We start from the raw sequence: 24,575 nt of genomic DNA on the forward strand, positions 1-24,575 counted from the left end.
TTCAGCCCCCTCCCCTTTTTCAAGGGGAGGGTTGGGGTGGGGTTAGCGGTTGAGCTATCTATCAGCACCCACACTCGCATCAATCGTAATTTGTTTGTTGTCGGGAATTTCGGTGTACGCCAGCACGCGCATATCGGGCAGACTGTGACGCACGAAGCGCGACATCATCATCCGCAGTGGCGCTGCCACCAGTAACACCAAGGGTTTCCCCGCCATTTCCTGATTTTGAGCAGCTCGCACCAGTGATTCTTGTAAGCGATCTGCCAAGCCAGGCTCAATAAACGCACCGTCTTCAGCGCCAGCTTTTTGTGCCTGTTGAACGGTACTCAGCAATAACTGTTCCAAGCCCGGGTCAATAGTGATAACAGGCAGGTTTTGCTCGTTTCCAATGATGTTTTGGACAATTTGACGGCAGAGTGCAACGCGGGCCAACGCTGTTAGAGCGACGGGATCTTGACTCTTACCGTTAGCCCCCGCCAAAGCTTCAGCAATAGAGCGAATATCGCGAATGGGCACACGTTCACGCAGCAAGGTTTGCAGGACTTTGAGCAATACGTTGAGGCTGATTGTGCCGGGTACCAATTCCTCTACTAGCTTGGGAGATGTTTTGGCCAGCATATCCAAGAGCTTTTGAACATCTTCATGGCCAATCAATTCGTGAGTATGGTTTTGCAGAACTTGGTTGAGGTGAGTTGCTACCACGGTACTAGGGTCGACCACTGTGTAGCCCAGCGTTTGAGCTTGGTCTTTTTGGCTGGCGTTTATCCAAATGGCATCCAACCCAAAGGCGGGATCTTTGGTTTTTACGCCATCGAGATTACCGAATACTTGGCCGGGGTTGATCGCCAATTCGCGGTCTGGGTACACCTCAGCCTCGGCGACGGTGACGCCCATCAAGCTAATGCGGTAGCCGGTCGGCATAAGGTCCAAGTTATCGCGGATGTGAACTGACGGAATCAAAAAGCCCATCTCTTGCGAAAGCTTTTTACGAACACCTTTGATGCGACCAAGCAACTCGCCGCCTTGGTTTTTATCCACCATAGGGATAAGGCGATAGCCTACTTCAAGACCTATAACATCTACGGGCTGAACATCATCCCATCCCAACTCAGGCGTTTCAGGCGCGCCTTGTGGCAAGGCAGGCGGTGTACGTTGTGGGGCTAAGGTTGCGGTACCGCCGCCCATGCTGGGAGGATTGGCGTTATTCAACTCCTGCGCCAAACGGCTGCCGGAAGGTATGAAAGAGCCTTCGTCCACCGCGGCAGGTTGTTCTTTTTTCCAGTAGATGTAATAGGCAATTGCCGCACACACAGAGCCTAAACCGAGGAAAGCAATGTGCGGCATGCCGGGAATCAAGCCCATGACAATCAGAATACCAGCAGATACCGCCAAGGCCTTGGGCGATGCAAACAACTGATTCATCACCTGTTTGCCCATGTCCTGCGCGGTGTTTACGCGGGTTACCAAAATGGCCGATGCAACCGAGAGTAAGAGGCCGGGAATTTGCGCAACCAAGCCGTCACCAATGGTCAGCAAGGTGTATTTTTGGGTCGCGTCCATAAACGCCAAATTGTGCTGGAGCACACCCACCGCCAAGCCGCCGAAAATATTGATCAGCATGATCATGATGCCAGCGATGGCGTCGCCCTTTACAAACTTGCTCGCACCGTCCATTGCACCGTAGAAGTCTGCTTCAGCGGCAACTTCCTGACGGCGGTGACGCGCTTGATCCTGGTCGATCAAACCCGCGTTCAAATCCGCATCAATCGCCATTTGCTTACCGGGCATGGCGTCCAAGGTGAAACGCGCGCTTACTTCAGAAATACGGCCAGCACCCTTGGTGACCACCACAAAGTTGATGATCATCAGGATCACAAACACCACCAAACCCACGGTGTAGTTGCCACCGATCACCACCTCACCGAAAGATTCAATCACCTTACCGGCCGCGTGCCCTCCTTCATGGCCGTTAATTAAAATCACACGGGTAGACGCCACGTTCATACCCAAACGCAGCAAGGTCGCAATCAACAAAACCGTGGGGAAAGCAGCGAAATCCAGAGGGCGTTGCGCGTAAACGCTCACTAGTAAAACGACGAGCGCAAGGGCGATATTGAAGGAGAAAAAAGCGTCCAACAGCAGCGGTGGAATGGGCAAAACCAACATTGCCAGCAGGATCATGAGCATAATCGGAATACCGAATGCCCCCTTCCCTATTCCGCGGAATGAATCAAGCGCGGACTTGCCACCAACGTTATTTAACTGACTGAAAGTAGGTATTGCCATAATTCACGGATTCTTGACGCTTTAGCTGGATGTGAGGTGCTATCGCAAGAGCCGTGCCTATTTGTGAGCACTGGTAGAAATGGCCATATTTTTAAGGAAGGTGCTTCGGGAGCAAATGAGTCTGCTAGCTACCGGTTGTGGAGGATGCGGAATTACCCGATACCTCGTGTGCCTTGTTGCGCGCCCGCAAGTTTTTTGCGCGACTTTCAAGAACAAGGTAGGTTGCTGTGGCCAAAGCAAGAGGAATTAAATAATAAATAACGCGATAGCCAATCAAGGCCGCGATTATGGCTCCGTGTGACAATTTATGCTGCAGCATGGCCACGAACACCGCCTCCAGCACACCCAAACCCGCCGGAATGTGTGCGATGGCGCCCGCCAAACTACTGATTAACAGAATCCCCAGCACCGTGATGTAAGCGACTTTTGCGGGCAACAAGAGGTACACAATCAATGCCATAAGCGACCAATTAAGTGCCGCAATGCCTGCCTGAGCAACGGCGAGGTTAAAGCCTGGCAGGGTGATTTCGTGGTTCCGGAATTTCCAAGATCGACGCTTGGAAAATTTACACGCAAGTAAATAGCTTGCTGCAATGAGCAATAGAACCACACCGGCCATTTGCAGCCCGGTCTCTCCAATTTTCCAGTTCTCCGGCAGGTCGGGGAGACGCAAAGTAAAAATGGCTCCCGCAAGTACCGCATAACCCAACCAGTTGGTAATTACGCTCAGCGTAAACACTTTAGTGATGATGGGTGTATCTAGCCCAAGTCGCGAATACAACCGAAATCGTAGCGCGAAACCACCAACCCAATAACTCAAGTTCAAGGTGAAGGCATAACACACTTGCGCAACACACAACACTTGCCGCGCCGGTAACGAATGCTCGGAATATTTGCGGCCGAGCAAATCATAACTTCCATAAACACAATAACTCAGCGCGGCAACAGCTAAACCGGTAAGCAAGCTGGATGGTTTTAATTGCTGCAAAGCAACACCAACTTCGTGCCAGTCAACTCGTTTAATCAGTATGAAAAGAAACACGGGCAATGCGATAAAAAACGCGACACTTAAAACCCGCTTTGCAAGCACCCACTTTTTTGAGGGCTGTTTAGCCTTCATAACGTTTTCCTGGAATCGCGGATTTGCTGTTGCCACGCGTTGGTCTGGTCATCTTGAGACTGCGCCATATCGGAAACACGCGGCTCAGCTAAAACCTCAGGTTCCAGCAATTGCACCTTGGGCTTATGTGTAGGGAACCAACCAGCAACCGCAGGGAAGGTTCGCAAAAAATGAAAACTTAAAAAAATGAGCGGTAATCGCCACAAGTACCCGCGACCTGCAGCCTGCACATCAACCGGTTTGCAATGTGCATTGGCCAGTTGCATTAAATGTTTGTGAAGACGCTCGTTGAACGATTTATCTTCTATAACTAAATTTGCCTCCAGATTTAACGCAAGGCTTAGAGGATCCAGATTGCTCGAACCTATGGTTGCCCATTCATCGTCTGCCAAAGCAACTTTGCCATGTAGAGGCCGCTGGCAATACTCATGAATGCTGATTCCCTCTTTAAGTAAATAGCTGTACAGCAAGCGCGTGCACATGGATACCCACGCCATGTCGGGCCTGCCTTGCAAAATTAGCGTTACAGATACGCCGCGCCGCGCCGCTTTGCGTAAAGCGCGCAGCAATCGATAACCAGGAAAAAAATAGGCATTCGCAATAACCAATCGCTTTTTTGCGCTGTGAATTGCGCGCAAATATTGCCGCTCGATGTCACGCGTGTGCCATAAATTATCACGCACGGCCAACAACATTTTGCTGCTCCCAGCGAGATCAACCACGGGAGACAAATGGGTGTCACGTTTGTGCCGTTGCGTATCGGTGGAATCTTTGTTTAACAACTTAAGACAGGCATTGTGAATATCCTGAACAATAGGCCCACGTACTTGTACAGCATAATCTTGTTTTGCTTTAGGGCCGAAAGCCGCCATGTGATCATCAGAATAATTAATGCCACCGATGAAGGCTTCCTCCGCATCCACCACCACAATTTTCCGGTGCAGCCTGCGGAACATATTGATACGCAACCCCAGCAAGCGCGGCGTGGGATCAAACAAATGTAGCCTCACGCCGGCGTTCACCATATTTTGCACAAAGGTTGAACTCAAATTTGGTGTGCCGTAATCATCTACCGTAACCTCTACGCGCACGCCGCGCACTGCAGCTTCAATTAAGGCTTGCTGCAAAGCAGTACCCACAGTGTCTTGCTCAAGAATAAAAGTTTCCAACAACACTTCGCGTTTTGCGTTGCGAATGCAATCGAATACCCGCGGAAAAAATTCTTCCCCGTTAATTAATAATTCAATGCTGTTACCGTCCCGCCACTGCCCGCTCATAACCTAATCTCCACTGATAGCGGTACATGATCGGACAAATGCGACCAAGGGCGTTTGTGCAGTATTTGAGGGTTATGAGTTGTTGCGTTGCGCACGTAGACTCGATCCAAACATAAAAAAGGAAACCGCGCAGGAAAGCTTCGTGCAGGTGCGCCAAATTCTTTTACGAAGGCCTCGGTGACGCCGTGATGTGCAAGCGTGGCGTCTGCTCGCTTACGCCAATCATTGAAATCTCCCGCAATAATAACTGGCGCATCGGATGGCAAACTCTCAAGGAGTTCGCCGAGCAAAGCGAGCTGACGTCTGCGGTGGCTTTCACGCAACCCCAAGTGAACACAAATAGCGTGTACCTGTTGCTGCCCGGGAACAAACAGCACGGAATGCAAGAGTCCGCGCTGCTCAATAGTACCCACAGAAACATTGATATTTTCGTAGCGAAGAATCGGAAACTTGGACAGCAATGCATTGCCATGATCGCCGTGAGGATAGACGGCATTGCGACCGTAAGAAAAATCGGACCACATGCTATCAGCCAAAAATTCATATTGAGGTGCAACCGGCCAATTAGGATAACGCTCTGGATACTGAGTGTTCGCACCCAGAACTTCTTGCAAAAAAACAATATCGGTAGCCGTTTGTCGCACGGCGTCGCGCAATTCCGGCAAAATAAAACGACGATTAAACGTGGTAAAACCTTTATGTGTATTAAGCGTTAAAATACGCAGCGAATGAACGCTATTGAGTTCCGGCCAATCTGCTTTTGCATTCGTGTTTGCTATCGAAGTCATGTCGAATTTCCCACATGTCATTCACCGTGCAATGCGCGTTTTACGCACACATAAAACAACTCTCCAATAAAGGAGAGTTGTGGGTGTAAATCATCCTTGCTCTAGGCATTAAAAGCGATAAATACCACCCGCAAATAATCCTTTTACATCATCCTTGTGACCGGGCATATCAGAAAGATCCGAATAATTCTGGTATTCCACGCGCAACGCAATCTGCTCAGTTGCGTTGAACTTAACGCCTGCTCCCCACATGGGTGTATTACCATGCTCATCCCTAATTGCCACGCCATTAACCATACCAGAATTGTTGGTATCGTAGCGGGCGTAACCCAAGCGCGCGTAAACACCAAAGTAATCACCGACAGGCACATTACCTAATACGCTCAAGGTTACCGCGTTGGATTTCTGCTTAATTTGCACCGAATTATCGTTGGAATCAAAAATAGTACCAAAACTGGTATAGCCTAATTCCACCCCAAAGGTTTTGTTAAAATCGTAGCCCACTTCAAATTTAGGGCCACGATCTGTGTCATCACAGGTAACAATATTGTCGCAATATTTTTTTGCTTCAGTACGCCCGTAGTCAATACCTACAGTGAATCCACTCTCATCGCCTTCAGCCGCAAAACCATTAAACGATAATCCCATCAAACCGGCACACAAAACACTTAATAAATTTTTTTGTTTAATCATGATCACTCCTCCACTCAATTAATTACGCTCAGAATTGACCGCAATTTTGTTCGCCAATAAACCAACGCTTAATGACAAAACCCCATGAAAAACATCGTTTCCATAATGTTGTATATGCGAGCAGAATAAGTTGGGAGGACTGAAATGTATGTGCGACAGCGAACTAATATTCGTGTGAAAAATATTAGGTATTTGTAACTGTGAAAGAATGTTTTTCGCTTCAATAGAACGAGCAATTTATAAAGATAAGTGTGTACACTTTCATTGAAATCGATATGCGAAAAGATGGGCGGCCGGACAGCAGGCTCGCCGTTACAGACATAAAAGCAAACATACTCTTACCTCTTTAAATTTATCTCATCTAAAACACTTAGGCATTTTCCAAAATCCCCATTTTGGTATACCCTTGCCGCCCTAAATTTAACCAGCTGATTGCTTTGTTTATGCGCCGCCAGGATTTCTTTTACGACTTACCCGATTCACTGATTGCCCGTGCTCCAACGGCTGAGCGCAGGGGTAGTCGTTTACTGCATTTGGATGGTTCCACCGGCGCATTGACTCACCGCCAATTTCCGGAGTTACTCGACCTTATTAACCCCGGCGATTTAATGGTGTTTAACGATACCCGCGTTATTCCGGCGCGGGTGTTTGGTCAGAAGGAATCTGGCGGTCAGGTGGAGATTATGGTGGAGCGTGTGCTGGATACGCATCGCATCCTCACCCATACCCGCGCCAGCAAATCGCCACGTGTGGATAGCTATGTCATTTTGGAAGACGGCACGCGGCTGAAAATGGTCGCGCGCCATGACGCGCTGTTCGAATGGCAATTTGAAACGGAAGAAACCGCGCTTTCAGTGCTGGACCGCATTGGCCATATGCCCTTGCCTCCTTATATTGACCGAGAGGACGCAGACAGTGACCGCGAGCGCTACCAAACAGTGTACGGAAAGCACAAAGGCGCGGTGGCGGCTCCCACTGCCGGGCTACATTTTGATGAACTGATGCTCGAACAACTCCGCGCCAAAGGCGTTCAAATTGCGTTTGTGACTTTGCATGTGGGCGCAGGCACCTTCCAGCCCGTACGCGCTGACGATATTTCCGAACACCAAATGCATTCCGAGGTAATGGACTTATCTGCCGAGGTCGCTGAACTTGTGAGAAAAACCAAAGCCGCGGGCAAACGCGTTATCGCGGTGGGAACTACGAGTGTTCGCTGCTTGGAATCTGCCGCGCAGGGGTTTAACAATCCCGAACATAAAGGCGAAATTCACCCTTACCAAGGCGAAACCCAAATCTTTATTTTCCCCAGCTATCAATTCCAAGTTGTGGATGCTTTAGTCACCAACTTCCATTTGCCGGAATCGACCCTGCTGATGTTGGTGTCTGCGTTTGCCGGTTACGCGCACACCATGAATGCCTACAAAGAAGCTGTAGCAAACCAATATCGCTTCTTTAGTTACGGCGATGCGATGTTCGTCACCAAGAATCCAGATGCGATTAATGAGATGCCGTCCTAAATTGGATAAATTGAACGTGTTCGATAACAACGAAAATTTAACGGATTTGGAGGATAGTATGAGAGCCCTTTTTCTTATCATGCTCTGCCTTATATCAATCGCAACTCCCTTACTGGGCTTACCGCATTTCTTGGGTGCGGTGTCTACATCTCTTCTCTTCCTATTTGCGACATACGTTTTAATTGAAAAGAAGAGAAGCAAGTAGTTGACCTTTGAGGGCGCGCTCTAGGAGCCCTCTAGTTAACGAATCACTCAAAATTTTGAATAGAGAATCACCCGTGACCAAAACCTTCATGCAATTCCAACTCGACACGCCAGTTAACGATCAAGGCGGCCGTGCGCGCCGTGGTCGAATGATCTTTCCCCGCGGCGTGGTAGAAACTCCCGCCTTTATGCCAGTGGGAACCTATGGCACAGTGAAAGGCATGACACCCAAGGATATCGAAGACATAGGTGCTCAAATTATCCTCGGCAACACTTTCCATTTAATGCTGCGCCCCGGTACCGAGGTGGTTAAGGCTCACGGTGATCTTCATGACTTTATGCAATGGAAAGGTCCTATCCTCACGGACTCCGGCGGCTTCCAAGTATTTAGCTTGGGCAAAATGCGCAAAATCACAGAAGAAGGCGTGACCTTCAAATCGCCGATTAATGGCAGCAAAGTATTTTTGGACCCGGAAACCTCCATGCAAGTACAGCGAGATCTGGGCTCCGACATAGTTATGATCTTTGACGAATGTACACCCTACCCCGCGACCGAGAAGCAAGCGCGGGATTCCATGGAGCTCTCCCAACGCTGGGCGGCTCGTTCAAAAGCAGCTCATGAAGGTAATCCATCCGCGCTCTTTGGCATTGTTCAAGGCGGCATGTATGAGCATTTACGGACGGAATCCCTCAACGCACTCACAGAGATTGGATTTGATGGTTACGCAATTGGCGGCTTGTCGGTCGGCGAACCCAAAGAAGACATGATTCGCATCCTCGACCATCTTCCCCCGCAAATGCCTGCGGATAAACCCCGCTATTTGATGGGCGTGGGTAAACCTGCCGATTTGGTGGAAGCTGTTCGCCGTGGCATTGATATGTTTGACTGCGTGATGCCGACTCGGAACGCCCGCAATTCCCACATCTTCGTCACCGAAGGCGTGCTCAAGTTGCGTAACGCCAAATACCGCAGCGACACCGGCCCGCTGGATGCCAACTGCGATTGCTATACCTGCAAGAATTTCAGCCGCAGTTACCTGCACCATTTGGACAAGTGCAACGAGATGCTGGGTGCCCAGCTCAACACCATTCACAACCTGCGCTACTACCAAAACCTCATGGCGCGCATGCGTAACGCCTTGAGCGAAGGGACTTTTGCAGACTTCTTAACCGACTTTTACGGTAAGCAAGGCTTGGAAGTGCCGGAAGAGCCCCAACTATAGATCAACCAAGCGCCAAGACCAGCCAGAATGCGTTGTTGTGGCTGGTTAAACAGGTATAATCCGGCGCTTTCATCTGTCGCCACCTGCCACAGTTATAAAAATGATCTGAACCGGCAAGAGCACTATAAAAGGCCGCTCAGACAGTCATACGTTTACACATTCACGGGAATTTTTATGTTAAACCGCTACCCGCTTTGGAAATACATCCTGCTTGTCGTGACGACACTGCTTTCACTGCTCTACGCAGTGCCCAACTTCTATATTCCCGACCCCGCCGTTCAAATTTCCGGCAGTTCAAGCGGAACCACCATAGACGCTGCAGTGCTTGAGAAAGCGGAATCCGCGCTCAAAGACGCCAAAATCGATTACTTCGGCGCTGAAGCAAACGGCAAATCAGCTCTAATCCGTTTGCATAAAGATGAAGACCAACCCACCGCTCGCCGTCGCATCCAACAAACCTTGGGGGATGACTATATTGTGGCATTGAACCGCGCCTCTACTACGCCGAAATGGCTCAGTAATATGGGCGCGGCACCTATGAAGTTAGGATTGGATTTGGCCGGTGGCGTACACTTTTTGCTGGAAGTTGATACCGCCTCCGCGGTAGAAAAACGCCAAACCATTACCGCAGACGATTTCAAAGAAAAACTCCGCAAAGAAAAAATTCGCTACACATCTATTTCAAATACGCCGAACAACGTGATTGTTGCGCGTTTCAAAACAGCTGAATTCCGTGATCAGGCTATCGCAGAGTTACGTAAATCAACCCAACAGCATTTGTTTACTAAAGTTGAAAGCCAAAATGCAGACGAGTTTATTTTTAACGCGTCATTGAGCGAAGCAGCGGTAAAAGAAATTGAAGATTACGCCATTAGCCAAAACTTGCAGACATTGCGTAACCGTGTAAACGAATTAGGTGTTTCCGAACCCATCGTTCAAAAACAAGGCCGTAACCGTATTATTGTTGAACTGGCTGGCGTGCAAGACCCTGCGGAAGCAAAACGTGTTATCGGTAAAACAGCGAACCTTGAATTCCATTTGGAAGCACTTCCAGATGCCATGGTTTCAAGCAAAGAACAATTCAACTGGCGTGATGAAAATGAACAACGTCGCCGCGGTCCAGCATGGTTGGAAAAACAAATTATCGTAACCGGTGATCAGGTGACTGACGCACGCAGCGGTTACGATCAACAATCAAACGGCCAAAAAGTAGATATCAAACTGGATAGCGTTGGCGGCGTAAAAATGAACCACGCCACCAAAAATAATATTGGCCGCAGAATGGGTATTCTCTTTATTGAATACAAAAACCATACTGAGTTTGTCACCAACGAAAAAGGCGAACAAGTTGAGAAAAACACCCAGTACATCGAGCGTAAAATTATTAATTTAGCAACCGTTCAGTCTGCCTTGGGTTATCAATTCCAAGTTACCGGTTTAGATGCACCGGGCGAAGCCTCTGAACTTGCGCTGCTACTACGCGCCGGTGCCCTCGCCGCGCCAATGCACTTTGTTGAAGAACGCACCATCGGCCCATCACTCGGTAAAGAGAACATTAAGAAAGGTGTAACTTCTTGTTTGTGGGGCTTGGCTGTTGTTTCTATATTTATGCTCGCGGTTTATCGCGTGTTTGGTTTCTTCGCCAACGTCGCCCTTACTGTAAACCTGTTTATGCTGCTCACTGTTTTATCACTCTTCGGTGCAACGCTTACGCTTCCAGGTATTGCCGGTATCGTGTTGACTTTGGGTATCGCAGTTGACGCCAACGTACTGATTTACTCACGTATTCGTGAAGAACTTAAAAATGGTGTTTCGCCACAACAAGCTATTCATATTGGTTATGAGCGCGCCTTTATCACCATTCTGGATGCAAACGTAACCACCTTTATTATGGGTGTGATTTTGTTTGCTATTGGTACGGGCGCTGTAAAAGGTTTTGCCATTACTCTGTGTATTGGCCTTGCGACCTCCATGTTTACCTCCATTATGATTAGCCGTGCTCTGGCTAACCTCGTATACGGTAAACGCAAAAACTTACAAAAAATTTCGGTTTAAGCGGAGCGCGCAATCATGGCTTACGAATTAAAAACAATTAACTTTATGGGAATCCGCAAGTACACGTCGGGTTTCTCTATCATTCTCACTATCATCGCCGTATTTTCAATTGGCTTTCATGGTTTTAACTTTGGTTTGGATTTCACCGGCGGTACGCAACTTGAGTTGTTGCTCGACAAACCTGCTGATATTCCAAAAATTCGCAAGGTATTGGAAGAAGAACATCTAAAAAGCCCAGTGGCCGTTGTGTTTGGTGAGAGCAACGACATTATGGTGCGCACTCAAGATGAACTGAAAATCAAAGGGCGCGATCTGATTGCAGCCGAGCTTGCTAAACTCGGTAATGGCGTTGAAATTAAAAACATTGGCAATGCGCCGCGCGAAGTAGATGGTTATGCAGAAACCATCGTCGTTGCCAACGCAACTGAAGCCCAGCTAACTAACTCCAATATTTTTAACGCAGAGCGTTTTGGCAAAGTCATGTACAACACTGAGAAAGACAATAGTGTTTCAGTCATAGTTGCCAACCCTTTGAACACTGTGTACAGCAATTATTTAAAAACGAAAATCGAAATCGCTACCGATTCAAAAATCAAAATCCTCAGCAGTGAAACCGTGGGTTCGCAAGTTGGCGAAGAGTTAATGAATAACGGTGGTTTGGGAATTATCTGTGCGTTTGCACTGGTATTCCTGTACGTGGCCATTCAATTCCAATGGAAATTTTCTGTAGGCGCGATTGTTTCATTGATTCACGTAACCCTTGTGACTCTGGGTTGTTTCTCATTCTTTCAATGGGATTTCGATTTAACTGTTCTCGCAGCGATCATCGCTCTTATCGGTTATTCCATTAACGACACCATCGTTATCTTCGACCGTATCCGCGAAAACTTCCGCAAGATGCGCAAAACAGACCCAATCGACATAGTAAACATTTCAATGACACAAACCTTGGGTCGTTCGATCATGACGCACGTCACCGTGTTCTTGGTAATGACTGTGTTGTACTTTTTCGGTGGCGAAATTTTGGTTGGATTCTCTAAAGCAATGATGATTGGTGTAGTGTTCGGCACCTACTCTTCTATCTATATCGCCGCCAACGCAACCGTAGCATTGGGTATCGGTAAAGAGGACTTGATGCCGCGCGCCAAAGAAGGTGATGGCACCGAAGCCGATATGGCTCCCTAATCACCACTAGGCACTCAGAAAAACAGCGCATTGCGCTGTTTTTTTGTTTCTGGGGCGACGATTTTGCAATTGTCATTCAGCTGGTTTATCTTCACTCTCGTCTAAATTTAATGCACTCTTCCTTACCAATAAAAACCTATGATCACCCACGACATCCAAATCAGTGCAGACCTCTCCGAATGCACAGACATACAAACTCTGCGAGAAACCGTTGCACGTTTCCAGCGTATCTTTAGCAGCAGCGGATACGGATTTTGGGAGTGGGATTTGCGAACCCAAAACATCGATTGGTCGGGAGGTTTCTGGGAGCGGCTGGGCTATAGCAAGGAGGAGGAGAAGCATATCAACAACGCCAACAACGTTTGGGAATACATACATCCCGACGACCATCAGGCAAGTAGAGACAGTTTGTACGAGCACTTCCACTCAAAAAATCCCTTCAGCAGTTTTTACCGCGTTCGCATGAAAAATGGCGACTACATTTGGACGCAGGTTCGCGCAGATTCTGTTCGCGATGAAAATGGTCGGGTACTCATCATGTCCGGCGTAAGCTTTGACGTTACCGCGCTCAAACAAGCAGAAGAAGCATTAAGGGAATCAGAAGCGCGACAAGAGCGCATTATTCAGTCGTCGAACGATGGCATTTGGGAATGGTATGCAAAAAAAGGGGGCTTTCATTTTTCCAGTCGTTGTTGGGAACTCATTGGCTACAACGCCAATGACGATGAGATTACTCGCGGCGAAGATAAATTGGTGGTTTGGCGCAAACATATTCACCCACAAGATTTAGAAAAATTCGATCAGGCTCTCGCGGATCATATGGCGGGTAAAGGCCCCTTCGATCTTGAATACCGTTTAATAGGAAAAGATAAACAATTGCATTGGGTGCGCGGGCGCGGGCGTGCAAGTTTCAATGCCGAAGGTAAACCGATTCGCATGTCAGGCGCCAACATGGACATGACGCAAATCAAACTGGCGGAGGAGCGCGTTATTCAAGCGAAGGTCGCCGCTGAAAAAGCCAACCAGGCGAAATCAGAATTTTTATCCAGCATGAGTCACGAATTGCGTACTCCGCTTAATGCTATTTTGGGTTATGCACAATTATTTGAGTACGATTTAAATTTAACCCAGCAACAAATGGTAAACGTGCGTGAAATTCGTAAAGCGGGTGACCATCTCTTGCAGCTGATTAATGACGTGCTCGATCTCGCTAAAATTGAATCGGGAAAAATGACCGTTTCGCTAGAACCGGTTCTAGTGTCACGCATTATTAGCGAAGCGTTCACCTTGGTTCAGACACAAGCAGACGCGCGTAGCATTCGCCTTTACGCCACCACGAATAATCTTGAAAGCCATTATGTGATCGCCGATAACGTGCGCTACAAGCAAGCTGTTATCAACCTGTTAAGCAACGCCATCAAGTACAACAATATGGGAGGCGAAGTTGAAGTAAAACTGCAAACCCACGACAAATTACTCCGCCTGATAGTGCGCGACAATGGCAAGGGAATTCCTGCAAACAGACAGGCCGAGGTATTTCAACCCTTTAATAGACTGAACGCAGAATTCAGCAAAGTTGAAGGATCTGGCGTGGGCTTGGTAATTACCAAACAACTTGTCGAAATGATGAATGGCTGTCTGGATTTTTACAGCAAAGAAGATGTCGGCACCGAATTTTGGATTGACCTTCCGCTTGCGACGGAATGGAATCAACAGCAAACTGAAATTATAAAATCTGTAGGCTTCACGCCAACGCAATTGGAATTTAAACAGCACAAAAAAGTGCTCTACATTGAAGACAATCCCACAAATATCCGTCTGCTACAACAATTTTTTGATCGCCACTCGTGCCTAAGTCTAGATATTGCGGAAGAACCTTTTATCGGGATTTATAAAGCGAGGAGCAATCAACCGGATTTAATTATCCTGGACATTAACCTTCCCGGCATGGATGGGTTTGAAGCGCTGAACGTATTGAAAAATGACCCCTCGACTAAACACATTCCCGTCGTTGGCTTATCCGCAAATGCTATGCCTTACGATATTGAACGCGGGATTAAATCGGGTTTTTTTGAATACCTCACCAAGCCGGTGGATATGAATAAATTGATTGAGACATTAAATAGAGTTTTTATACAGTAACTCACTTATTCGCAATTCATTCATACCAAATAAAAAACGAGGCACTTGGCCTCGTTTTTTATTTACTATCGTGACGAAAAATTATTTTAAATAACCTAAATTCTTCTGAACAATTTGCAGCACAGGCTTAAATACTTTTGGCGAGCCGCAAACGATGTGACCAGACTCCAGATAATCCACACCACCATTAAAATCACTCACCAGACCGCCTGCTTCGGTCACCAACAAAATACCCGCAGCAATGTCCCATTGGTTTAAGTTCATTTCCCAGAAGGCATCAAAGCGGCCGGCCGCGACATAGGCCAAATCCAAGGCTGCTGAACCGCAACGACGAATACCAGAGGTTTCGCCCGCAATTTCCTTCATAGTTTCTAAATAAGGGCCGATGTGCTCCAAGGCATAACCGCTAAAGGGAATTCCTGTACCGATCAACGCACCTTCAAAACCGCGACGCGGAGAAACGCGAATGCGACGATCATTCAACATGGCGCCGCGGCCACGACTGGCGGTAAATTCTTCACGTTTAATAGGGTCAATAACAACGGCGTGCTCAAGCTGGCCTTTGTATTTACATGCGATGGAGATAGAGAAATGCGGCAAACCGTGGATAAAGTTGGTTGTGCCATCAAGCGGATCGATAATCCACTCGTAATCGGAATTTTTGCCTTGCTGGAATCCGCCCTCTTCGCCACGAAAACTGTGGTCTGGGTAGGCTTTACGAAGATGATAGATAATTTCCTTTTCAGCCGCTTTGTCCACTTCCGTCACGTAATCGTTACGGCTTTTAGCTTCAACCGGGATTAAATCAACACGTTCAAATGCACGTTCAATCAATTCAGCTGCTTTGCGGCCTGCGCGCAAGGCAATAGTTAACATGGGTTCCATAGAGCACCAGATAAGAGGGAGTGGATTGTGAAAGAGCGTGGCCGCAGGCTGCTCCAATCGATACCGGAAGCGCCTCTCGCCGAGGGCGCGCAGTATAACAGTCCCTAACGCCTTGCTCTAGCTTTTTACTCTAGCGCGACCAAAGGCCAAGATTGCCAGGGCCACAACCAGTAAATTCACCAAAAACACTTGATGGTAAGTGTACGCATCCGCAACTACCGCTACCAACAAACTGCTAAACAGGTTTCCAAAATGCGAGGTATTGGTGTAAAGCGCAGAGGCAGCACCGGAACGCCCCGGCATAAGCTCCTGAATCACCGAAACACCTAAACCTGCCAAGATTCCGATAAAAACGGCATTGAAGATCTGCAAGGCAAAAAACTGCCAAAGCGCATTAGCCACATACACTCCAGCATACAACACCAACGCGGACGCGCCGGCGAGTTTAATGAGATTCATGATATTGGTACGCGCAGCGTAATGCCCCGCTAGGATCATGAACGGAATCTCCAAGCCCGCGCAGGTTCCCATAATCCAACCCACATATTCGGTTCCAATCAGCAAACCGTCTTTCAAATGTAGGGGCATGCTGATGAGATAGGCGTTGTTCGCGCCCCACATTAGCGAAAAGCCAATCACACAAAGAACCAAGGCACGCTTTTGAAGTGCACCTAAAGGAACGAGATCAGCTTTTTCGAGATGATCCAGATGATGGGCGTGAGAATCCAGGTGCGGCAAGAATTTAAGGATCGCAAGCCCGATAAACACAAACATACCGGCGGCGGTCAGATACATCTGCTTAAAGCCAAAATAACTCGCTAACAAAAAACCCGCCGGAGGCCCCGCCACCCAAGCAATAGCAATTTGCGCCCTAACGATCGCATTAAACAGAGGAATACGCTCCGCAGGAACATTGCGCTCGGCATAGTCCAAGCTGTAAGCCAGCAATTGCGAAAAAGATACAAGAGCCAAGCTCAAGAAGAAAATAACCACAGCCGCAACAACTAGGTAGTTGCGAGAGTAAGCGAGCGAAATGGTGGCGAGCGCGCCGATGAAGCAAAAGGTTGCTATTAAAGGACGCCGATCAGCCAATTTATCCGACCAACTTCCGATCACTTGATTGTACAGAATGCTCATAAGAGCAACGCCCGCAAAGGGAATACCCACCAGAAATGGCCGAACGCCTAACCCCTTCGCCAAAAATAGACTGAGCGTTGGCAATACCAAGGCGCATACAACGCCGATAAGGAGAAACAATGCGTATATGCCTAGCGCCAAAGGACGGAATAAAGGGGACACGGAATAGCAATCCAGAAGGGAAATCAGATTGCGCAATCTTAGCGGAAAACATAATCCCATAACATTGAGCGGTGTTGAATTAACCTTTCCAAACATATTAATGAATTACAGCAAGCAACTCAGGCTTGTCTGCTAACAAGTTCCCGCGCTACCATGTTAGCGCAATCATAAGACTAATTTAGCTGCAGCTATCAACCATTGGACTTCATCATGAAATACAAAAATCTGTGCGCGTGGGTCGCGCTTGCCTACTCGTCAGCCGTCTTTACTCCGGCATTGGCACAAGATAAAAACGGTTTGAAAGACGTCTATAAAGATTCTTTTAAAATCGGCGTAGCCATTAACCAAGAGATATCCTCCGGCCAAGACAACCGTTGGCAACCCATTATCAGCAAGCATTTCAATGCCATCACGCCCGAGAACGTGATGAAAGCGGAGCGCATTAACCCACAACCCGGGGTTTATGATTTCAAACCGGCCGACGACTTTGTCGCGTTGGGCAAAAAGAACAAGATGTTTATCGTTGGCCACACCTTGGTTTGGCACAACCAAACGCCGGACTGGTTCTTTAAAGACAAACAAGGCCAAGCCCTCCCCGCTGAGCAAGTGCTGGAAAATATGCGCAAATTTATCGAGGTTGTTGCTGGCCGCTACAAAGGCAAAGTGAATGCCTGGGACGTTGTGAACGAAATCATCGGTGAAGACGGCAAATACCGCCCTACTTTGTGGGTAAACGGTATTGGTGACGGCGATACCGTAGTCCGTGAAGCTTTCAAATACGCTCACCAATATGCTCCAGACGCAGAACTTTACTATAACGACTTCAACGCATGGCGACCCGCAAAACGCGACGGCATAATCCGTATGGTGAAAATGCTACAGGCGGCCGGGATTCGCATCGATGGCATCGGCATGCAAGGCCATTGGGGACTTAATTATCCGAAGAAGGAATATATCGAGGCCGCGATTGATGCCTATGCCGCGCTGGGCGTAAAGGTCATGATTACCGAGATTGATATTGATGTATTGCCGCTCACGCGTGAGGGGCAAATCATCGGCACCGGCATGAGCCACCCACAATTTCAGGAAGAGGAATTTAAAGAGTATCTGGATCCCTATCGCAACGGTCTACCAGCTGAGGTTATGGCTGCGCACGCTAAGCGCTATCAGGAAATCTTTGAAATCCTCTACCGCAAACGCGACAAAATTGATCGCGTGACCTTCTGGGGAATTCACGACGGTATGAATTGGAAGAACGATTATCCAATTCCCAACAGAACCAACTATCCGCTGCTGTGGAATCGCGATGGCTCTGCTAAGCCGGCGCTCGATGCAATTTTGGCCGTGCCAGCCTTGGCAAAAAAAGCACAGTAATCTTCCGTCTGAATTGACGGTGTGCCAACGGCCAATTAAACGTGCGCCCGCGGCCACCTTCAATTCACTCCTCGCAACAGCGTAAATCAATCAGGAACAAACGCTCGCCTTAGGTTAGAATGCCAGCCATTCCTTAACGACCCTTTGATGCGCCTACGCGCTCGACGGGGAGCATTTGAGCCTTGCCATGCAATCAATCAGCATTCAAATTCAACCCGAGTTCCTCGCGACTTTCGATCGCCAAGCGTTCCTTTCCCAAGTTCGCGCAGTTGGCCGTGCTCCAGAAATTGATGAATTTAGCGAGAAAGGTAAAACCTATCTCACCTACACGTTTTTTACCGAATTTCCAAAAAAGTTGTGGCAGGATTTGCAATCAGCGCTTTATTTGCACGCTGATTATTCAAGCGTTATTTCACCGATTTCTATCGCAGCCTATGAGGACGAAACACTTCCGCAAGGCTATTTGATTTTGCATCATTTTGATCCTGCAAAAAAAGTTAGCGGCCTGTAGTGGTTGACGAGCACGCCACTTTGCTCTTACCCAAAATATCTATTTGAGTTTTTATGTCAGTTATTAATTGGTTCCCCGGACACATGCACAAAGCCCGCAAAGAAATTGCGGAAGTAATGCCCCATGTGGATGTCATTATCGAAATGCTCGATGCGCGCGTGCCTTTCTCTAGCGAGAATCCGCTGGTTCCATCGCTGCGCGGCAATACGCCTTGTATTAAATTACTCAACAAAGCCGATTTGGCCGACCCTGCAATTACCGAGCTGTGGATTGCGGAGTTAGAAAAAACACAAGGTGTAAAAGCCCTGCCCGTTAGCCAACAAAACCCGGAACAAATTCGCCAGCTGCTGCATATGTGCGAAGCGCTCGCGCCTGAGAAAAATGCATCCATCCACCCTGCTCGCGCCATGATCATGGGCATTCCCAACGTGGGTAAGTCTACGCTTATTAATACATTGGCGGGCCGCGTAGTTGCCAAAACGGGTAACGAAGCGGGCATTACGAAATCGCAGCAAAAAATTAAATTGGAAAACGGATTTTTGCTGACGGACACACCGGGATTCCTGTGGCCCAAATTAACGCCACCTTCTTGCGGTTATAGATTGGCAATTACTGGCGCGATTAAAGATACGGTATTTGATTACGCAGATATCGCGCTATTTGCCGCTGAATATTTGCTGCAGGCCTACCCTGATGCGCTAAAAGAACGTTACAAATTAGAAAGCTTGCCGGAAACCGATATTGAATTACTGGAAGCCATAGGTGCTAAGCGCGGATGCAGCAGTAAAGGCGGTGGGGTGGATATTCAAAAAGTTTCATCACTATTGATTACAGAAATTCGCGCAGGCTTATTGGGGCGAATTACCTTTGAGACACCAGAAATGACGACCAAAGAAGTGATCGACGCAAAAATCGCCGATGAAATTAAAGCCAAAGAAAAAGAAGAAGCAGACCGTATACGCAGACTTAAAACGCGCAAAAATCGCAGATAGTCTTTTCACGTTAAAAAAAAGCCGTATTGAGTAATACGGCTTTTTAGTTTTCACTAGACTCTATTTATTAACGCGTACCGCTTAAAATACCGCGTGCATAATTCACTAAATCTTCACTGCCAAGCGTTGCTGGCACGTCAGCTGGCAAGGAGCGCGTATGCCAGCGAACTTCCCAATCCAAATGTTCGCCGGGTGCTAATTTTGTCATGACACCTTGCTGATCAACTTCCCAAAATGTTTTTTCGTGGTTAGCAAAGAGTTCTATCTCGCCTTCACCAGCAACGATCAACTCTACAGGCACATCAGAAAATTCTTTAACCAACAGTTTTCCAGCGGTGGTATAAGCCACCCAGCCCTCTTTACCGTCCGTCATTAACTTATGGTGGTTTTGCAACAGCGTTTCAGGGCGATACTGCGCCCAAGTCAAGTCACCTACGTGCTCTACAGCGAGCGGATAGAAAATTCCGCTATTGCTTTCCGTATTGCCTTGCGGGAAAAACGCCATACCGGTTGGACGAAAGCGAGTCACCTCCCAACCTGCGACGTTCTTTTCTGTATTCGACTTGTTGTAAATTGAATAGATAATGCTGATGCACTTTTTTTCCACATTAATGCCGTAGCTTTTCACAAACTGGTAGCCGGTGCCCGGATCTGTTTTGCTGGTGAATACAATACGGTCATCAACCACGCTCACCGCGTAGGGAGCATTATCCAACACTTCTATAGGCGGCCAACTCCATTCACTTTGCGGACTCGACCAAAAAGTGCTCCCCCAAACCGCGTTGTTTGTCTGATCTGCCGTCAGTAAGAATTCCACGCCATCAACTTTTAACGAACTAATTCGGCCGCCTTTGTCAGCGTTAATCTCCAGGCGCGTCTGCCCTTGGGAAATTGAATAGAGAGAGCCTTTTTGCGTAACAAACGCAGGCAACTGGGAAGCATTAACTGCATTTTTGCGCGAATCGCATGCACCCAGCATGCAACCCAAGGCCACAATGGCAATTAATTGGCAAAATAACTTCATCTAATCCTCAAAAAACGAGTGGTGCTCTGGCAACCGCTGCGTGAAAGCCTTTTCCAAAACAGCGCTGTCAAGATCCAATAGGATACGCTTTGCATAAAATCCAAAGCGTTCCAATAAACCCCTAGTTTACCGAGGTTTATCCCACATAACTATTTGATACTCGGTCAAAACTAGTAAAGCAACGTAAATAATTTACGTTGAAATTCAATCGCAAGCGGGTCGCCTTTACCCAAAGCCGCCAAAATATCCATAAATGTCTTTTTTGCAGCACCTTCTGCGAAATTGCGGTCTTTGCGCAAAATCCTCATAAGTTGCTCCAGCGCAGGTCGATGCGCCGCTTCCGCGTGGTATTGAATCGCTAATTCGTAGGAGGTCTGCAAATTATCTGGATCTGACGCATGAGCGGCTTCCAGTGCCACGAGTTCAGGCGTTTTTGCGGCTTGTTTTTTAAGTTCGATTTGCGCTTGTAGCTGCTCGTAATGCGCATCCTGATCAGCCATTTTGATTGTTGCTAGAATGGCTTCTGCGTTATCGATACGATTTAATTCCAAATGGCATTGCGCTAACAAACAAGCAATTGCCGCATCCTGTTTCGATTCTTCATAGACCTGACGCAATAGCGGAAGCGCAGCATTAAAATCGCCGTTCATGATAAACGCCTGAGCGTCGTTTACGGCTTTTTCCCAAGGTTTGGGTAAATACTTCTCCAGCAACACGCGCACTTCTTTCTCGGGCAATGCTCCGGCAAAACCATCAATGGGCTGACCATCTTTCATCAGCACCACCGTTGGCAAACTACGCACACCAAATTGCGATGAAATCATTCCCATTTCATCCGCGTTCACTTTCGCCAGCAAAAACGCGCCTGCATATTCGTTGGCGAGCTTTTCTAAAATCGGCATTAAATTTTTACAAGGCGCGCACCAGTCGGCCCAAAAATCAATCAACACGGGGCGATTGAAGGATTCTTCAATTAAATACTGTTTGGCGTTTTCAAGATTAATTTCAACGATATTCATTTCACTACTCCATTTCGCGCAATGTCACCGCAACATTTTTTGTTTCACTGGCAACGTAGGCGATATTTTCAGTAATCGTAACCGTCAAGGTCATGGTTTTATCGGCAAGTTCGCATAAGGCTTGTAGCTCATCGGCATCAAAATAATGCGTTGAGACTTTAGGTAATGAAGTAATGGCAGCCGCGTTGGTTTTCCACCACATATCTAACCCGCGCCCATAACTAAACACTTTTACCGATACAGATTGACTGCAACCTTTTTTAAGGCGATCGGGCGATGGTTGCCCTACTTCTATCCACTCCAGCATGGTGCCGTTATCGTGCTTTAGCCACAACGCGGGTTCTTCAGTAGCGGACAACCCGCGCGTAAACGTTAAATTCTCCGCAGCGCGATAACAAAAGGCTAGAATACGCACCATCATGCGTTCAATGGTTTCCGACGGATGAAGTGCAATCGTGAGGTTGTAATCGCCGTAGACATTAGTGTCCATATTGGACAGCGTAAGATTTAACTTATGAATAGTTGGCTTTTCTGCCACAATTTTTCTCTCTTTTATTAACGACCCAATCTAGAAGTATTCAATGGCTGAAAGTTCCTTCGACATACCGCAAAAATACGAATTCACCGTAACCAAACCCGAACAAACAGCGTTGGATTTGTTAGCGGAAGGAACGGGACTTTCCAAACAGCGCGTTAAAGACGCAATGAATAAAGGCGCCGTTTGGTGGACATTGAAAGGCAAAACCCTAAGGTTGCGCCGCGCCACTAAAATCTTGCAGAAAGGTTCAGTCATTCAGTTTTTTTACGATGAACAAGTTCTTGCGCGCAAGCCTGAACCCGCCACCTTAATTTACGACGCGGAAGTTTACAGCATTTGGTACAAGCCCGCAGGCATGCTTGCACAAGGCTCTCAATGGGGCGATCACTGCAGCATTTTACGGTGGGTGGAAGTGAACGGCGAATACGCGCATGGCAAAAGCCAGCGTGAGTGTTTTTTAGTTCATCGCCTGGACGCAGATGCCGCTGGCCTCATGATTATCGCGCACGATAGCAAGAGCGCCGCAAAATTATCCGCACTGTTTCAAGGGCGCGATATTAAAAAGTATTATCAGGCATGGGTTATTGATGACTGTGAACTGCCGGTCGAAGGCATGACGCACTCTTACGAATTGGATGGCAAATCCGCCATCACACACATCAAGAGACTCGGCTCGAATGAAACGAGCACGCTACTCGATGTTCATATTGAAACCGGCAGAAAACACCAAATTCGCCGCCATTTAGCTAACATAGGTCATCCCATTGTGGGCGACAAACTCTACGGCACAAAAGCAAAATGTGGGTTGCAGCTTCTCGCATACCGCTTGGAATTCGTATGCCCGTTTAGCCAAAAAAATCTGTGTGTGGAATTACCTGAAAAAGAGCAATTTATAGCCGCTCTTTATAGCCACTGTGGACGCGCTGAATAGTGCGCAGCTATAGGCTTCACGACCTAACTAACCTATAATGCGCGCCTCGTTTTTGACTAGTTTTTAAACAGGCGCGTTTCATGTCCACCACCATCGAAAAACCCACCAAAAAGCTCTATATCAAAACCCACGGCTGCCAGATGAACGAATACGATTCATCGCGCATGCGTGATTTGCTGGGCGAATCCCACAACATGGTGGCAACGGAAGACCCAGAAGACGCGGATGTTATCCTCATCAATACCTGCTCGATTCGTGAAAAAGCGCAGGAGCGTCTGTTTCATGAGCTGGGGCGCTGGAAAAATCTCAAAAAGAAAAACCCGGATTTAGTGATTGGCGTGGGCGGCTGCGTTGCCAGCCAAGAAGGTGAAGCCATTGCCAAACGCGCGCCGCACGTAGATTTGATTTTTGGCCCACAAACCTTGCACCGCTTGCCAGAAATGATGGAAACCAAACGCGCTAACGGTGCAGTCGTGGTGGATATCAGCTTCCCGGAAGTTGAAAAATTTGACCGTTTGCCGCAACCCGACGCCGACGGCGTAAGCGCTTTCGTCTCTATTATGGAAGGCTGCTCCAAGTACTGTACCTTCTGCGTAGTGCCCTACACCCGTGGTGAGGAGGTGAGCCGCCCGGTGGCTGATGTTCTCACCGAGATCGCCCACCTTGCCAAACAAGGCGTGCGCGAAGTTAACCTGCTCGGCCAAAACGTAAACGCCTTCCGCGGCGACAACGGCGATGGCACCACCATGGATTTGGCGGAACTTATTACCTGCGTGGCCGCGATTGACGGTATTGACCGCATTCGTTTCACCACCTCGCACCCTGTGGAATTTACCGATTCGCTCATCGAGGTGTACAACGAAGTTCCTGAGCTGGTAAGTCACCTGCACTTGCCCGTTCAAAGCGGTTCCGACCGTATTTTGATGGCTATGAAGCGCGGCCACACAGTGCTGGAGTACAAATCCAAGCTGCGTCGCATTAAGAAGAATCGTCCGGACATTAGCTTCTCGTCAGACTTCATCATCGGCTTCCCCGGCGAGACTGACGCTGATTTCGAAGCGACTATGAAACTTATCCATGAGATGGACTTTGATACGTCTTTCAGCTTTATCTACAGCCCGCGTCCGGGTACGCCAGCTGCTGATTTGCCGGACGACACCCCCGAAGAAGTGAAAAAGCAGCGCCTGCAAATCCTGCAAGACCGTATTACTCAGCAGGCAATGGCGATTAGCCGACGTATGGTGGGCAACACCGAGCGTATTCTGGTGACGGGTTACTCTAAGAAGGACCCTGGCCAATTGTCTGGTCGCACCGAAAACAACCGTGTGGTTAACTTCCGCTCCGACAACACCGACCTGATCGGCAAGTTTGCGGATATCGTTATTGAAGAAGCGCTCACTAACTCCCTGCGCGGCGTTTTGATCGCCTCAGAATTGGACGATGATTGGATCAAGTAAATCAGTGAAAAACTGGCGGCTGGAGCCTTCTTTGGCCGCCTTTGCCCTCCATCTA

20 protein-coding genes are annotated in these 24,575 nt (G+C 48.0%); 10 read left to right on the forward strand and 10 right to left on the reverse strand.

From position 1 onward, the window contains the following. Nucleotides 1–54 precede the first annotated feature (54 nt). The 5 genes from flhA to U1F02_RS03270 form a co-directional block, all read right to left on the reverse strand. Nucleotides 55–2,286, reverse strand: coding sequence for a flagellar biosynthesis protein FlhA (gene flhA / locus U1F02_RS03250; RefSeq protein ID WP_409988909.1), 2,232 nt, complete (start codon nucleotides 2,284–2,286; stop codon nucleotides 55–57). Between the two features lie 124 nt (nucleotides 2,287–2,410). Continuing rightward, complete coding sequence (locus tag U1F02_RS03255) at nucleotides 2,411–3,406, reverse strand: lysylphosphatidylglycerol synthase domain-containing protein (RefSeq protein WP_409988910.1); 996 nt, start codon at nucleotides 3,404–3,406, stop codon at nucleotides 2,411–2,413. Beyond that, entirely contained in the window at nucleotides 3,403–4,683 is a 1,281-nt protein-coding gene (gene clsB, locus U1F02_RS03260; protein ID WP_409988911.1) for a cardiolipin synthase ClsB, read from the reverse strand. Before clsB ends, U1F02_RS03255 begins: the two co-directional genes overlap by 4 nt. Then, nucleotides 4,680–5,471, reverse strand: coding sequence for an endonuclease/exonuclease/phosphatase family protein (locus U1F02_RS03265; RefSeq protein WP_409988912.1), 792 nt, complete (start codon nucleotides 5,469–5,471; stop codon nucleotides 4,680–4,682). Before U1F02_RS03265 ends, clsB begins: the two co-directional genes overlap by 4 nt. Before the next feature lie 108 nt (nucleotides 5,472–5,579). Beyond that, nucleotides 5,580–6,164: an outer membrane beta-barrel protein gene (locus U1F02_RS03270; RefSeq protein ID WP_409988913.1), complete on the reverse strand. Its 585-nt coding sequence runs from the start codon at nucleotides 6,162–6,164 to the stop codon at nucleotides 5,580–5,582. Between the two features lie 443 nt (nucleotides 6,165–6,607). Between U1F02_RS03270 and queA the strand changes: the two genes are divergently transcribed. The 5 genes from queA to U1F02_RS03295 all read left to right on the forward strand — a co-directional run bounded on the left by queA (nucleotide 6,608) and on the right by U1F02_RS03295 (nucleotide 14,490). Beyond that, nucleotides 6,608–7,681, forward strand: coding sequence for a tRNA preQ1(34) S-adenosylmethionine ribosyltransferase-isomerase QueA (gene queA / locus U1F02_RS03275; RefSeq protein WP_409988914.1), 1,074 nt, complete (start codon nucleotides 6,608–6,610; stop codon nucleotides 7,679–7,681). 293 nt (nucleotides 7,682–7,974) lie between these two features. After that, nucleotides 7,975–9,108, forward strand: coding sequence for a tRNA guanosine(34) transglycosylase Tgt (tgt, locus tag U1F02_RS03280; RefSeq protein ID WP_409989060.1), 1,134 nt, complete (start codon nucleotides 7,975–7,977; stop codon nucleotides 9,106–9,108). Nucleotides 9,109–9,282: 174 nt separating this feature from the next. After that, nucleotides 9,283–11,163 carry a protein translocase subunit SecD gene (gene secD, locus U1F02_RS03285; RefSeq protein ID WP_409988915.1) on the forward strand — a complete coding sequence of 627 codons (1,881 nt, stop codon included), beginning with the start codon at nucleotides 9,283–9,285 and terminating at the stop codon, nucleotides 11,161–11,163. Nucleotides 11,164–11,178: 15 nt separating this feature from the next. Continuing rightward, entirely contained in the window at nucleotides 11,179–12,348 is a 1,170-nt protein-coding gene (gene secF, locus U1F02_RS03290) for a protein translocase subunit SecF (RefSeq protein WP_409988916.1), read from the forward strand. Between the two features lie 138 nt (nucleotides 12,349–12,486). Beyond that, nucleotides 12,487–14,490 (forward strand): PAS domain-containing protein, encoded by a 2,004-nt coding sequence (locus tag U1F02_RS03295; RefSeq protein ID WP_409988917.1) that lies wholly within the window; start codon nucleotides 12,487–12,489, stop codon nucleotides 14,488–14,490. An 81-nt stretch (nucleotides 14,491–14,571) separates the two neighbouring features. On the opposite strand, the gene U1F02_RS03300 is transcribed toward U1F02_RS03295, so the two are convergent. Beyond that, nucleotides 14,572–15,375, reverse strand: a complete 804-nt coding sequence (locus U1F02_RS03300; protein WP_409988918.1) for an inositol monophosphatase family protein — start codon at nucleotides 15,373–15,375, stop codon at nucleotides 14,572–14,574. Nucleotides 15,376–15,492: 117 nt separating this feature from the next. Beyond that, nucleotides 15,493–16,674, reverse strand: a complete 1,182-nt coding sequence (locus U1F02_RS03305; protein WP_409988919.1) for a sugar efflux transporter — start codon at nucleotides 16,672–16,674, stop codon at nucleotides 15,493–15,495. Nucleotides 16,675–16,884: 210 nt separating this feature from the next. Between U1F02_RS03305 and U1F02_RS03310 the strand changes: the two genes are divergently transcribed. The 3 genes from U1F02_RS03310 to ylqF all read left to right on the forward strand — a co-directional run bounded on the left by U1F02_RS03310 (nucleotide 16,885) and on the right by ylqF (nucleotide 19,551). Next, on the forward strand, nucleotides 16,885–18,048 hold the full coding sequence (locus U1F02_RS03310; protein WP_409988920.1) for an endo-1,4-beta-xylanase: 1,164 nt from the start codon (nucleotides 16,885–16,887) through the stop codon (nucleotides 18,046–18,048). Nucleotides 18,049–18,235: 187 nt separating this feature from the next. Continuing rightward, nucleotides 18,236–18,559 carry a hypothetical protein gene (locus U1F02_RS03315; RefSeq protein ID WP_409988921.1) on the forward strand — a complete coding sequence of 108 codons (324 nt, stop codon included), beginning with the start codon at nucleotides 18,236–18,238 and terminating at the stop codon, nucleotides 18,557–18,559. A gap of 53 nt (nucleotides 18,560–18,612) precedes the next feature. Continuing rightward, nucleotides 18,613–19,551, forward strand: a complete 939-nt coding sequence (gene ylqF, locus U1F02_RS03320) for a ribosome biogenesis GTPase YlqF (protein ID WP_409988922.1) — start codon at nucleotides 18,613–18,615, stop codon at nucleotides 19,549–19,551. 67 nt (nucleotides 19,552–19,618) lie between these two features. Here ylqF and U1F02_RS03325 read toward each other — a convergent pair whose 3' ends face one another. From U1F02_RS03325 to U1F02_RS03335, 3 genes are all read right to left on the reverse strand, one after another. Then, nucleotides 19,619–20,575: a DUF4380 domain-containing protein gene (locus U1F02_RS03325; RefSeq protein WP_409988923.1), complete on the reverse strand. Its 957-nt coding sequence runs from the start codon at nucleotides 20,573–20,575 to the stop codon at nucleotides 19,619–19,621. A gap of 170 nt (nucleotides 20,576–20,745) precedes the next feature. Continuing rightward, nucleotides 20,746–21,594, reverse strand: coding sequence for a tetratricopeptide repeat protein (locus tag U1F02_RS03330; RefSeq protein WP_409988924.1), 849 nt, complete (start codon nucleotides 21,592–21,594; stop codon nucleotides 20,746–20,748). A 4-nt stretch (nucleotides 21,595–21,598) separates the two neighbouring features. Further along, complete coding sequence (locus U1F02_RS03335) at nucleotides 21,599–22,132, reverse strand: YaeQ family protein (protein WP_409988925.1); 534 nt, start codon at nucleotides 22,130–22,132, stop codon at nucleotides 21,599–21,601. A gap of 43 nt (nucleotides 22,133–22,175) precedes the next feature. Between U1F02_RS03335 and U1F02_RS03340 the strand changes: the two genes are divergently transcribed. Then, nucleotides 22,176–23,063 (forward strand): RluA family pseudouridine synthase, encoded by an 888-nt coding sequence (locus U1F02_RS03340; RefSeq protein WP_409988926.1) that lies wholly within the window; start codon nucleotides 22,176–22,178, stop codon nucleotides 23,061–23,063. Between the two features lie 80 nt (nucleotides 23,064–23,143). Next, nucleotides 23,144–24,520 (forward strand): tRNA (N6-isopentenyl adenosine(37)-C2)-methylthiotransferase MiaB, encoded by a 1,377-nt coding sequence (gene miaB, locus U1F02_RS03345; protein ID WP_409988927.1) that lies wholly within the window; start codon nucleotides 23,144–23,146, stop codon nucleotides 24,518–24,520. Nucleotides 24,521–24,575 lie beyond the last annotated feature (55 nt).

Source organism: Cellvibrio sp., from assembly GCF_046347455.1.
Classification (GTDB): Bacteria; Pseudomonadota; Gammaproteobacteria; order Pseudomonadales; family Cellvibrionaceae; genus Cellvibrio.